This window comes from Pseudomonas sp. BIGb0558 (genome assembly GCF_024807515.1).
In the GTDB taxonomy this organism is placed as follows: domain Bacteria; phylum Pseudomonadota; class Gammaproteobacteria; order Pseudomonadales; family Pseudomonadaceae; genus Aquipseudomonas; species Aquipseudomonas yamanorum_A.
In genome coordinates this window covers 68,457-81,041 of record NZ_JANUEW010000023.1, presented here as the reverse complement: position 1 = coordinate 81,041, position 12,585 = coordinate 68,457, and the positions used below count along the sequence as shown (strand labels likewise).

12 protein-coding genes are annotated in these 12,585 nt (G+C 63.5%); 5 read left to right on the top strand and 7 right to left on the bottom strand.

The annotated features are described in order from the left end of the window. Positions 1-17: 17 nt before the first annotated feature. The 6 genes from iolG to M2400_RS23355 form a co-directional block, all read right to left on the bottom strand. Entirely contained in the window at positions 18-1,013 is a 996-nt protein-coding gene (gene iolG, locus M2400_RS23380) for an inositol 2-dehydrogenase (protein WP_126589304.1), read from the bottom strand. 54 nt (positions 1,014-1,067) lie between these two features. Beyond that, positions 1,068-1,934: a sugar phosphate isomerase/epimerase gene (locus M2400_RS23375; protein WP_126589303.1), complete on the bottom strand. Its 867-nt coding sequence runs from the start codon at positions 1,932-1,934 to the stop codon at positions 1,068-1,070. A gap of 41 nt (positions 1,935-1,975) precedes the next feature. Continuing rightward, a complete protein-coding gene (locus tag M2400_RS23370; RefSeq protein WP_126589302.1) occupies positions 1,976-2,872 on the bottom strand; it encodes an intradiol ring-cleavage dioxygenase in 897 nt (298 codons plus the stop codon). Positions 2,873-2,917: 45 nt separating this feature from the next. Beyond that, positions 2,918-4,354 carry a sugar porter family MFS transporter gene (locus tag M2400_RS23365; protein WP_096116137.1) on the bottom strand — a complete coding sequence of 479 codons (1,437 nt, stop codon included), beginning with the start codon at positions 4,352-4,354 and terminating at the stop codon, positions 2,918-2,920. A gap of 155 nt (positions 4,355-4,509) precedes the next feature. After that, positions 4,510-5,847, bottom strand: a complete 1,338-nt coding sequence (locus M2400_RS23360) for a carbohydrate porin (protein WP_259197553.1) — start codon at positions 5,845-5,847, stop codon at positions 4,510-4,512. A gap of 169 nt (positions 5,848-6,016) precedes the next feature. Beyond that, positions 6,017-6,931, bottom strand: coding sequence for a LysR family transcriptional regulator (locus M2400_RS23355; RefSeq protein ID WP_126589299.1), 915 nt, complete (start codon positions 6,929-6,931; stop codon positions 6,017-6,019). A gap of 161 nt (positions 6,932-7,092) precedes the next feature. Here M2400_RS23355 and M2400_RS23350 point away from each other — a divergent pair, with 161 nt between their 5' ends. The 3 genes from M2400_RS23350 to M2400_RS23340 are packed head-to-tail and all read left to right on the top strand — an operon-like array spanning position 7,093 to position 9,423. Then, positions 7,093-7,911, top strand: a complete 819-nt coding sequence (locus M2400_RS23350; protein WP_126589298.1) for a dioxygenase — start codon at positions 7,093-7,095, stop codon at positions 7,909-7,911. A gap of 29 nt (positions 7,912-7,940) precedes the next feature. After that, a complete protein-coding gene (locus M2400_RS23345) occupies positions 7,941-8,384 on the top strand; it encodes a nuclear transport factor 2 family protein (protein ID WP_126589297.1) in 444 nt (147 codons plus the stop codon). Then, positions 8,359-9,423: a maleylacetate reductase gene (locus tag M2400_RS23340; RefSeq protein ID WP_103695848.1), complete on the top strand. Its 1,065-nt coding sequence runs from the start codon at positions 8,359-8,361 to the stop codon at positions 9,421-9,423. The genes M2400_RS23345 and M2400_RS23340 overlap by 26 nt, the downstream gene beginning before the upstream one ends. 9 nt (positions 9,424-9,432) lie before the next feature. Here the strand turns inward: M2400_RS23340 and M2400_RS23335 are convergent, their stop codons facing one another. After that, on the bottom strand, positions 9,433-10,464 hold the full coding sequence (locus tag M2400_RS23335) for a LacI family DNA-binding transcriptional regulator (RefSeq protein WP_242200190.1): 1,032 nt from the start codon (positions 10,462-10,464) through the stop codon (positions 9,433-9,435). Positions 10,465-10,583: 119 nt separating this feature from the next. Between M2400_RS23335 and M2400_RS23330 the strand changes: the two genes are divergently transcribed. After that, the gene (locus M2400_RS23330; RefSeq protein ID WP_242200192.1) at positions 10,584-11,429 is read left to right on the top strand and encodes an SDR family oxidoreductase; all 846 of its coding nucleotides are present in this window, start codon (positions 10,584-10,586) and stop codon (positions 11,427-11,429) included. Next, the gene (locus M2400_RS23325; protein ID WP_259197554.1) at positions 11,429-12,580 is read left to right on the top strand and encodes a phytanoyl-CoA dioxygenase family protein; all 1,152 of its coding nucleotides are present in this window, start codon (positions 11,429-11,431) and stop codon (positions 12,578-12,580) included. Before M2400_RS23330 ends, M2400_RS23325 begins: the two co-directional genes overlap by 1 nt. The last annotated feature ends 5 nt before the right edge of the window (positions 12,581-12,585 follow it).

Here is a 12,585-nt window from a genome sequence, read left to right as displayed (position 1 = left end):
CTCCTTGGGGCGGCGACTCAGAGCTTGATGGTACGGCCGGTGGCCACCGACTCCACGGCGGCATCGGCCAGTTTCAGGGCCTTGAGGCCATCCTGCACGGTGGTCGGCAGCGGCTTTTTGTTTACCAGGGCATCGATGTAGGCATCCAGTTCCGACTTGTAGGCTTGCTGGTAGCGTTCCAGGAAGAAGTTCAGCAAAGGCTCGCGGGCGTCGGTGACGTCCTGGCTCCAGCGGCGAATGGTGGTGGGACGCAGGTTGTCCATCTGCAACATGCCTTTGGAGCCGAACACTTCAATGCGCTGGTCGTAGCCGTACACCGCGTTGCGGCAGTTGTTGATGTGGCACTGCTTGCCGGAAGCGGTCTGCATCTGCACCATCGCGGTGTCGTAGTCGTCGTACTTTTCCATCATCGCCGGGTCGATCAGGCGGCTGCCGATGGCGTTGATTTCCACCGGCTCCTCGCCCAGCAGCCAGCGACCGATGTCCAGGTCGTGAATGGTCATATCGCGGAAAATGCCGCCCGAGTGTTGGATGTAGTCCTCCGGGGCCAGGCCCGGGTCGCGGCTGGTGATGATCACCTGGCGCACGTCACCGATGTCGCCGGCTTCGATGGCCGCACGCATTTCGGCGAAGGTGCTTTCAAAGCGGCGGTTGAACGCCAGCATCACGCGGCCATTCAGGCGCTCCACTTCTTCCACCGCTGCCAGGCTCTTGGCCATGTCCAGGTCGATGGGTTTTTCACACAGCACCGCCTTGCCCTGGCGCACGGCGCGCAGCATCAGATTGATGTGGGTGTGGGTCGGGGTGCCGATGACAATGGCATCGACGTCGGGGCGGTCAATGGCCGCCTCGCAGTCGGTCATGGATTCGGCGCCCAGTTCGTCGGCCAGGCGCGAGGCGGCTTCGGCAAAGGGGTCGGCGACTACCACCAGGGTGGCGAACTTGCTGGCTGCCACGTTGGCGGCGTGGATTTTGCCGATGCGACCGGCGCCAAGCACTGCGATACCTACCATTTTTGTCTCTCCGCAAATGTTGTTGTTCGTTGTTGTGGCAAAGGTTGTCGCCATTTAGAAACGGATGTTCTCGAACTGGGCCATGGTGGTGTCGAAGGCACGCTTGGCCGCCACGTCCAGGGGTAACTTGCGCAGCTCGGCGCTGATCAGTTCCACGCCCCACGGGCCGCGGTAGCCGACATTGACCACCTGCTGAATGAACTCCGGCACGTCCAGTTGCCCTTCGCCGCACAGCTTGCGATGGTGGGTGGAGTCGTTGAAGAACGACTCGACCACTGCATGGTTGGCGTCGTCCAGCTCGATGGACTTGATCAGCTCAAGCGGGATCTTGCTGATTTCATCAAAGCTCATGCCGCCGCGAGCCACGTGCCAGGTGTCCACCAGCAGACCACCGTTGGGGCGCACGCCGTCGGTGACGGCGATGGCGCGGTCGATGGTGTTGACGCTGGAAAACGGCAGGAACTCAATCACCACGTTGGTGCCGTAGGGCGCGGCGCGGTCGCACAGGATGGCGAAGGCATCACGCATGCGCGCCACGTCCGGCGGGCCTTCTTCAAACAGGCCGCCAGCCACCTTCAGGCTGCGGGCGCCCAGTTCACCGGCGATTTCCAGCAGCTCGTCGCGAATCACGTGGGACGCGGCCAGCAGGTCGCCTTCCAGGTGCCAGTCGGTGAGGAACTCGACTTCCACGTGCTTGATGCCATTGTCCTTGAGGATATTGCGCACGGTGGAAATACCCAGCTTGGCGACGTTGTGCACCAGGTCCGCGTGCACCAGGCCCATGCCGCGCCAGCCGGCCTTGGCCGCAGCCTCTGCCCGCGCCTGCAGGGAAAACGGGCTGATCTCGCTGGCCGCGCCGGGGTAGGTGTCACCGGCCAGGGTCCAGTAGGCTGCAAGCAGTTCAACATTTTTATCGGGCATGTCGATCACTTTTGTTTGTCGTTGAAGATCGGGTCGGTCATTCAGGCCGGGGTCAGGACAAAGTCCCAGTTCACGGCCAGGTAAGGCACTTGCAGGTCGTAGCGCCGGGCGGTGGCCGCGTCGGTCTGCGTGGTGAATTCGGCAATCAGTTCTTTCTTCACGCCAAACACCGTGTCCTCGTGCAGGTACGGGCAGTCGGGCGTGAAGATGTGGGTAATGACCTGGTCAAAGCCGGGGGCGGTGACGATGAAATGCAAGTGCGCGGCGCGGTTAGGGTGACGCCCCAACTGGCCCAGCAGCTTGCCCACCGGGCCGTCGGCCGGGATCGGGTAGTGGCGTGGCTTGACCGTGCGGAAGGCGTAGCAGCCGTCGGCATCGGTGGTGAACAGGCCGCGCAGGTTGTATTCGGGCTGCAGGCCTTTTTGCTGCACGTCGTAGAAGCCATCGTCGTTGGTCTGCCAGATGTCCAGGGTGGCGCCGACAATGGGGTTGCCGTCGGTGTCCAGCACGCGGCCGCTGACCAGGGTGGGCTCGCCCTTGCCGTCCAGGCAAATATTGGCGCCGTTCTCGTAGCGCGGGGCGTCGGCCACGTAGAACGGGCCGAGGATAGTGTTGGGCGTGGCGCCGCTGGGGCGACGGTGGTTGATGGCGTCCACCAGCATGGTCACGCCCAGCACGTCAGACAGCAGGATGTATTCCTGGCGCCAGTCGGTGCACATGTGCCCGGTCCTGGTCAGGAACTCGATGGCCGTGAACCACTCTTCGTGGGTAGGCTCGATCTCCTTGACGGCGGCGTGCAGGTGACGGGTCAGCACCGACATCACTTCGCGCAGGCGTGGGCTCGCGGCGTCGGTGATGCGGGCGTTGACGATCTCGGCGGAACGTTCTTCCTCGAACAGTCCCCCCACCGGGCTCTCGGTGTTCAGGTGCGCAGTCATGGCTTGGTGTCCTTGATCAATATTGTGGAAGGCCGGCGGCTGTCATCAGCAGGCATTGGCTTGGGCAGTACGCCATTTGCTGCCGCCCAGGCGGTGTTGCATGAATTGTTCGATCTCTTCCAGGGTCATGCCCTTGGTTTCCGGCAGCCACAGGGTGCAGAACACGATCGAACCGATGTTGATCACAGCGAACAGGAAGAACGTCATGCCACCCATCACGCTGAGCATCACCGGGAAGGCAAAGGCGACGATGGCGTTGAAAATCCAGAACACGCCGACGCTGATGCCATTCATCAGGCCCCGCACGTGGGTGGGGAACAGCTCGGACATCAGCAGCCAGTAGATGGGGCCGATGCACATCTGCATGAAGAACAGAAACACCAGCACGCCGCCCAGGGCCAGGTAGCTTTGCAGCGGCGAGTGGGGCATGAAGTTCATGACCACGCCGAGGAAAATCTGCGCCAGCACCACCACGGTCAGGCCCATGAGCAGAATCGTGCGCCGGCCCATGCGATTGATCAACCACATGCCGATCAGTGTCGCGACCACGGCCACCACCCCGTTGCCGATGGTGGCAATCAGGGCCGCGCTGGTGCCCAGGCCGGTTTCCTTCAGGATCATGGGGGTGTAGTACATGAAGGCATTGACGCCGGTGAACTGGATGACGAAGCCCAGGGCGATGCCGATGCCCAGCAGCTTGAGCAACCAGGGCTCGTTGAGCTTGGACAGGGCGCTACCATGGCGGCGCTCCACTTCACATTGGGCGATGATTTCCTTGAGCTCGCGGTCCACCTCACGCTGAGTGTCACGGATGCCCAGCAGCGTGGCCTTGGCCTCGTCAATGCGGCCCTTGCTGACCAGCCAACGCGGCGAGGACGGTACGAAGTGCATGCCTACATAGAGCAGTGCCGCCGGAATCAGCGCGATGGCCAGCATATAGCGCCACACCAACGGGCTTTCGAACAGGTGCACCAGGCCGGCACTGGCAATGTAGGCCAGACACTGGCCGGACACGATCATCAACTCGCTCTGGCAGACCAGTCGGCCGCGATGCTTGGGCGCCGCCAATTCGGCGATCAGGACCGGCACCGCCGATGAGGCGCCGCCCACGGCGATGCCCAGCACGAAACGGGTGGCGACCATGGTCCACAGGGTTGGCGACAGGGCGGTGCCCAGCGCGCCCAGGGCGAACAGCACGGCCAGGGCCTTGAGCACGCCGAGGCGGCCATAACGATCGGACAGTTGGCCGGCGAACAGCGCGCCAAATGCGCCGCCGAAGATCAGGGCCGAGGCCACCAGGCCTTCAGACACGGGCGTCAGGCCCAGGCCGCCCTGGCTTGGGGCCAGTGACATGAATGGCAATGCGCCGGAGATGACCCCGGTGTCGTAACCGAACCCCAACGAGCCCATGGTAGTGATGGCGGCGATGCGCCAGAGGATTTTCGCGGACGCGCCAACAGCGGCGGTTTGGTTACTGGACATGAGGTCAACCTTTATTGAATTTATGTGTACGCTCAGTGGGGCAAAGAGTACTGCGATTGAATTGGAAAAAACATGCCGGTATGGCAAATGTGTTTTCCATCTAGTGGAAAACTGCGCCGCCCTCCTCCGGCGGCGCGAATCGCACCGCAAGCGCTCTAAAACCGGGCTTGCACCTTAAGGCCGGCAATCAGCGCGGCGTCCACCTCACGCACGCCCCCCGGGTTTTTCACGTATTGCAGGTTCGGCCGTACGGTGAGCCAGTTGGTCACGTGCACGCCGTAGTAGATCTCGCTGCTGGTCTCGTTGTGCTGCAGCGGGATATAGCCCGGATCGTCGTAATCGCTGACGCCGTTGGCCTGGTTCTGCAGGCGTGCGCGCTCGCGGTAATCGGCGTTGGTGTGTACCTGTGCGATACCGATGCCCAGGTCATCCAGGGGGCGGCTGTCTAACAGACCCTTGTAGACGATGCCGGCCTGAATGAAGTGGTCGACCTGGCTGGTGGCCTTGTCGTGGTGGGTAAAGTTGGCGAACACCGACAGGCCGCGGCTGCTGTCGCCGTCACGCGAAGTCAACTGCTGCTGCACCACCAGCCAGTAGCCATGGCGGCTGCCGTGCTCCTGGAAAGCATCCCCGGTCAGCGGCTGCGGATTGCCATTGCGGTCATCCAGCACGTCGTTGGCGTTGGCGCTGCTCTTGTAATAACCCAGTCGGTATTCGCCCGGCAGGCCGTTGAATTTCGGGCTCCACACCAGCTCGACCGGAATCAGCGCGCCTTGGGTGCCGCTGCCACTGAGCTTGAAGCCATTGCCCACTTCCAGGTTGGACGGGTTCTGCTCAAACATACCGATTTGCGCATACCACTCAGGGGCAAACTGATAGCGGGTCCGAATGGCCCACTGGCTGACCGGCCAGTTGTACCAGATGTCGCCGATCCAGTTGGCCGCCTGTGCGCCGCAAAATGGCGTGCTCTGGAAGTCGCACGGGAAGGTGTTGAAGTCCGAACCTTCGTCGAAGCGACCGGCCTTGATGTCCAGCGCCCCGTCGAACCAGGCCTTGCTCATCCACATCTCGGTCAGGCGCCAGGTCTGGCCGCGTCCGTACACTTCCTGAGACGAGGAATACCCGCCGACGCGGGGGTCAGCCACGCGGTCATTGGTGAGGTTGCGGCCGTCGCGTTCGGTGATGGTCAACTGGAAGCGGGTATTGTCCCAGCCCAGCAGCTTTTGCAGGTCGGTCTTGAGGCCCACGGCGTATTGCTCGGTCCAGCGTGCGGTGTGGTCCTTGTCGTAACCGCCGTGTGCGTTGGCGGCCATCTCCCCGGTGTAATTGAGCTGGACGTCCACTCCCTGTTCCAGCCAGTTGCTGCGTGCCCCGCCCCAGTCACCGGTCATCCAGTGGGAGTCGGCAGCGAATGGTTGATTATCGGCACAGGCCAGCCCGGAAATCAGCAGGCAAAGGCTGGCCGCAACCGTGCTCTTGGCAAAGTTTTTCATGCGTGACGTTTCCTTGTTGTTGGTTTTGTTGTTCAACGTGCAGGCGAAACAATGCCGGGCCCGGCAGCCAGGGCCTGCCCGGCCTTGGCGCCACGGATCATAGGGGGGTGAAGTGCAGGTGAATACCCGGCGAAAACTCAAATCTGAATTCCGCCAAGCGGAAAACTGTCTATCTAGTCCAATAGCGCTCGTATTCGTGTTTATTAAAATCGGCCAACAGGAATTCGATGAACACCCGCAACTTCGCCGGCATGTAACGCCGGCTCTGGAACGCCATGTTGATGGTAAGCCTTGGCAAATCCCAATCGTCCAGCACCGGGATCAACCGCCCCGCCACCAGGTCGGCGTTGATGATGTACTTGGGCTGCACCAATATGCCGCCCCCGGCCAGCGCCGCGGCGCGCACGATCTGGCCGTCGTTGGTTTCCAGAATCGGCTCGGTCTTGAACGCCGCCTCTTCCTTTCCACGGGTGAAGCGCATGGTGCGCGGCTGGTTGGCGTGGCTGTAGATCAGCAGGTCGTGGCCGGCCAGGTCTTCGATGCTCTTGGGTGTACCCATGCGCTGCAGATAGCCGGGTGACGCCGCCAGTACCCGACGGGTCTCGGCCAGGCGGCGAATGGTGATGTTGGAGTCCGGCTCGTATTCCTTGGTGCGAATGGCCAGGTCGATCTCGCTGTCGATGATGTCAAAGTAGCGGTTCTCCCCCAGCAGCTTCACCGTGATGTGCGGGTAAAGCTTGCGGAACGCCGGGATCAGCGGTGCGATGTGCAACATGCAAAAGGAGATGGATGAGGTGATCGTCAGTGTGCCCACCGGCTGCACCAGCGATTCAGTGAGCGACGCTTCGGCTTCCTTCAACTCACCCAGCAGGCTTTTGCAACTGGCATAGAACTGGTGGCCGGAATTGGTCAGCGCCAGGCGCCGGGTGTTGCGGTCGATCAGGCGGGTATTCAGGCGCTGCTCGAGCGCCACCAGGTGACGACTGGCCGCGGCGTTGGACAAGCCCAGTATTTCCGCCGCCTTGCTCAGGGTTCCCACTTCCGCGGTGAGTACGAACAGCTCCAGTTCGGTAAGACGATCCACTGTGTGCTTCCTTTTTATTTTTTCACAGGTGAAATAAAGAATTCCGCAAGCGGCCTTTTCTTACATCCTGCGGAACTATAACGTGCGGCGCAACAGGCTGAGAAGTGTGTCGCCCCTGAAGATGATGGCGGCGCCATCGCCACGACCGTTCAGGAGTGACCATGCGCAATTTGGACGAAATGACCATTACCCAGGCAGTGCTGGCCTATAACCGCGGTGCCAGCGATGCCCGATTGTACGAGGTGATGACCAGTCTGGTGCAGCATCTGCACGCGTTCGCCCGGGACATCAAGCTTACCGAGGGTGAGTGGCGCCAGGGCATGGCCTTCCTCGGCGACGTGGGCCAGGTGGCACCGGCCAGTGAAGAATTCGCGCTGCTGTCCAACGTGCTGGGCCTGTCCACCCTGGTGCTGGTACAGAACGAGCGCAAGCCGGCAGTCTGCACCCAGGCCACGGCCTTTTACACCGCCCCCGGGCCGCACGCCGAACTGCGCGACCTGGGCGCCGACATCAACCCACAGCTTGGCGGGCCCAAGGGCTACGTACAGGGCGTGGTGCGCGACGAAAAAGGCGGGCCGGTGCCCAATGCGCAGCTTCACCTGCGTGTGGCCGGGGTCGAGGCCCTGTTGCAGGCCGATGACCAGGGCCGCTACCACTTCAGCACGTCGTTGCCCGGCAGCCACCAGGTGCGTCATGACGGCCCGGTGAAGCAGCTGCTGGCGGTGCTCAACCGTCATGCATGGCGCCCGGCCCACCTGGCGTTTTCGGTGAGCGCCGCGGGTCATCAGCCGCTGACCACCCATGTGTATCGCGAAGGCGACCCCTACCTCGACTCCGACGCCCTGTTTGCCGTGCGGCCATCCCTGATTACCCAGTGGCAATGCCAACCGGCAGGCGCCACGCCCGATGGCGGGCACAGTGACGAGGTGTTCTACACCCTGACGTTCGATTTTGTCCTGGCCAAACAACCGCTCGGTTGATCACCGCCGCCCTGCCCGTCGAGGATCCCATGCACGACGACCATACCGTTATCGCCGCCCTGGAAGACCAGCGCTACCAGGCCATGCGCTTGGGCGATCTGGAGGCATTTGCCCGCCTTGCCCATGACGATCTTGTCTACGTCCATTCCAATGGCGTCAAGGACAGCCTGGCCAGTTACCTGGAAAAATGCCGCCAGGGCCTTTACCTCTATCACCGCATCGATCACCAGGTGCACGAGGTGCGTCGATCAGGCGACACCGCCCTGGCGTTTGGTGAAATGCGCGCCGACATCACCTCCCATGGTGTCGCCAAGACCCTGCACAACCGCACGCTGAGCGTCTGGCTCAAGACGGGCGAACGCTGGGGGCTGGTTGCCTATCAACCGACCCCTGTCGCTGCGCGCCCGGCCCCGGCACCTGTTGCCTCTACTCAAGGAGACCTGCCCCATGTCCACGCCCCCATTCGTCTATAACGGCCAGCCGTCGCGCGTCATTTTCGGCCAGGGTTCGCTGCAACAGCTGGAGGCGGAGATCGATCGCCTGGGCGCCAAGCGCGCGCTGGTGCTGTGCACCCCCGAACAGCGTGCCCAGGCCGAACACATTGCCCGGCTGCTAGGCGAGCGCGCCGCCGACATCTTCGACAAGGCGGTGATGCACGTGCCTATCGAGACCGCCCGTGAGGCGCGGGAAGTGGCGCGCAAGCTGGGTGCCGACTGCGCCGTGGCCATTGGCGGTGGCTCCACCACCGGCCTGGGCAAGGCCATCGCCATGGACTCGGGGCTGCCGATATTGGCCATTCCCACCACCTATGCCGGCTCGGAAATGACCCCGGTATACGGCCTCACCGAAAACGGTCTCAAGCGCACCGGCAAGGACCCCCGCGTGCTGCCCAAAACCGTGATCTACGACCCGGAGCTGACGGTCAGCCTGCCCGTGGACATGTCCATCACCAGCGGCATGAACGCCATCGCCCACGCCGCCGAAGGGCTCTACGCCCAGGATGGCAATCCGGTGATGTCGCTGATGGCCGAGGAAGGCATCCGCGCCCTGGCCGAAGGGATGAAGAGCATTTACAAAGACCCGGCCGACCTGGCCGCGCGTGGCGATTGCCTGTATGGCGCCTGGCTGTGCGGCACCGTGCTGGGCAATGTCGGCATGGCGTTGCACCACAAGCTGTGCCATACCCTGGGCGGCAGCTTCAACCTGCCCCATGCACAGACCCACACCATCGTGCTGCCTCATGCCATCGCCTATAACCAGTCGGCGGCACCGGCGCTGTCGCGCATCAGCCGCGCACTGGGGGTGGACAGCAGCCCGGCGGCGGCGCTGTTCGACTTGGCCAGTTCGCTGGGCGCCCCTACCCGCCTCAAAGACCTGGGGCTGACCGAGGCCGACCTGGACCGCGCCACCGACATCGCCCTCTCCAACCCCTACTGGAACCCGCGCCCTATCGAGGCCACGGCCATTCGCCAACTACTGCAGGACGCCTATGACGGCGTGCGCCCGCAGTAAGTCGGCGCATCAGTAAGGCATATTGAACGGGGTCACGATCTGCACCTGCGAGGGTGCGATCGGCCCCGTTTTCCATACCCGGTGGTACTGCAAAATGTGCAGGAACACATGGCGCGCATCCACCTGCAAGTTGTGGTCGATGATCGCGGCCATTTTCTCCTCTTGCAGCAGTTGGCGGTTTTCCTCGTCCAGGTCATGGCCGATGAACACGTCCAGCGGCCGGCCGGATTCGGCAAACGCATCGACGATCGCCTGATTTCCCCCACCCACGCTGTACACCGCCCGCAGCGCGGGGTGTTGCTTGAGTGCTGCACTGACCTTCTCGCGCGTGCGCTCGTAGACCCCATAGCCACCGCTGACATCCACCACACGCACATGCGTGGCATGCCCGCGCAGCCACATGCGAAAGCCCATCTCGCGTTCCTCCTCGCCGCGGAACAGTTCGCTGCCGATGACCACCGCCACCTCCTGGGCCTGCCGTGGCAACCAGCGCGACAGCAGATAGGCCGCCGTCTGCCCCGCCATGCGGTTGTCCATGCCGACGTAGCCAAGGCGCTCGCTATGGGGCAGGTCCGTCACCAAGGTCACCACGGGAATACCGGCAGCCATGAGCTGATTGACCGCCTGGTTCACCGCAGGCTCGTCGGCCGCCTTGAGCACCACGCCCTGGCTGCCGGTGTGCAGGCAGCGCAGCAATTGGTCATGCATGGCTTGGGGTTCGATTTCCTCGAACAGGTGGAAGCGCGGCGCGATGCGAAATGGCGCCAGGCTGCCCAACTGCTGGGTGATGGCCGCCTGCACGGCGGCGCTGAAGCGCTGGGGAGTGTGCATGATCACGTCGACATGGAAGGTGCGGCCCACGGCCAGGCCGCTCTGCTCCTGTGCCTCCAGTTCGCCCAGCGCCTGCTCGATGCGCCGCTGGGTCTGGTAATGCACGCTGCCGCGCTGGTGCAGCACGCGGTCGACGGTGGCCTTGCTGACACCGGCCTGGGCGGACAGTTGCTTGATGGAGAAGTGTCTGGCGCGTTGGAGGAGGCTCATGACGTGAGGTTTTCTTGAGGTCTTTTTGGGCATTGGAGAGGTTGTCGCAATGCTAGTCTCAGTTTCGCCGGGCGTCGAGCCACTGCACTCACAACAACAAAAACCAGGAGAACACCCCCATGCCAGAAGCTGACCTCAACCGCCCTTTCCAAGGCCAATATTTCGTGGTCACCGGCAGCACCCAAGGCCTGGGCGCTGCCGTGGCGCACACCCTGGCCAAGCGTGGCGCCGCCGGCTTGATCATCTGCGGCCGTCGCCAGGCCGAAGGCCAGGCCCAGGTGCAGGCGCTGGCCGCGCTCGATTGCCAGGCCCACTTCGTCCAGGCCGACCTGGAACGGGTGGAGGACTGCCGCGCCATCATCGAGGCGGCGCGCACCCACTTCGGCACGCTGCACGGGCTGGTCAACTGCGCCGGCATGTCCGACCGCGGCACCATCCTCGACACCTCCCCCGAACTGTTCGATCGCCTGTACGCGGTCAACGTGCGCGCGCCCTTCTTCCTCATCCAGGAGGCGATCACGCTGATGATCAGCCGGGGCGTGGCGGGCTCCATCGTCAATATCCAGAGCATCGTCGGCCACGGTGGCCCGGCCTACCTGTGCCCTTACTCCATTTCCAAGGGCGCGCTGGCGGTGCTGACCAAGAACGTGGCGTACAGCGCCTTGCGCAACCGCATCCGGGTCAATGGCCTGAACATCGGCTGGATGGACACGCCCCACGAGGACGAAATCCAGCGCCGCTACCACGGCGCCCAGGACGGCTGGCTGGAAAAGGCCGAACAGGCACTGCCCTTTGGCCGCCTGCTCAAGCCCGAGGAAGTGGCCCGCAGCGTGGCGTACCTATTGTCTGCCGAGTCCGGGATGATGACCGGCACCGTGCTGGATCTGGAACAGGGCGTGGTCGGCTGCGGTGACGATACCGCGCCGCGCCCCCAGGCTGCGCTGACCTTGCCGGGGGGTGCCTGATGAACAGTCCCTCTGCCTTTGTGCGCGCCGATGCCGTGCACCTGCCGGACTTCAGCCGCCTGTGCGAACAACAGGCACTGCCCGAGCACTACCCGCTGTGCGCCGAGGTGCAGGCCAACGTGCCGATTTACCACGCGCAGACCCTGCGCGACGCCGATCGCGGTGCTGCGCTCAACGAGTTGCACCAGCTGTTCAGCGCAGGCCCCGGGGTGATGGTGGTGCGCCAGGGTTACACCGACCTGGACGTGGTGGATCGCCACAGCCAGGTGTTCGAGGCTATCTTCGCCCAAGAGGCAGCCCAAGGCGCGGGGGCCGACCACTTTGCCAAGGCCGGCAGCAATGGACGCATCTGGAACGCCTTGCAAAAGGCCGCCCTGCATACACCGGCTTCATTCATCGAGTACTACGCCAATCCGCTGCTGGGGCTGATCGCCGAGGCATGGCTGGGCCCGGACTTCCAAGTCACGGCGCAGGTCAACGTGGTGCGCCCCGGCGGCCAGGCGCAGCAACCACACCGCGATTATCACCTGGGCTTCCAGGTAACGGAGATGATTGAGCGCTTCCCGCTGCCGTTGCATGTGCTGTCCCAGTACCTGACGCTGCAAGGCGCCGTTGCCCATTCGGACATGCCGCTGGAAAGCGGGCCGACCCAGTTGCTGCCCTTCTCTCACCAGTATCCGCTGGGCTACCTGGCCTGGCGTCGCCCCGAGTTCATCGAGTACTTCCAGGCGCACGCCGTGCAGTTGCCCCTGAACAAAGGCGACCTGCTGTTCTTCAACCCGGCGTTGTTCCACGCCGCCGGCACCAACCGCACCGCCGACCACCAACGCATGGCCAACCTGCTGCAGATTTCCTCAGCCTTCGGCAAACCCATGGAGAGCCTGGACCGCGAGCGCATGATGCTGGCGCTGTACCCAGGCCTGCTCGAGCGCGTCAACGACCAGGTACTGAACGCCGAACAGGTAGCTGCCGTGGTGGCCTGCACCGCCGACGGCTATTCCTTCCCCACCAACCTGGACACCGACCCACCGCTGCACGGCCTGGCACCGCAAACCGGGCAGCAACTGATGCTGGCGGCGCTGGCCGAGCGTTGCAGCGTTACTGCCTTTGCCGAACGGGTTGACCAGTTTCGCCACAAACGTCAGGCCTGAAAGGC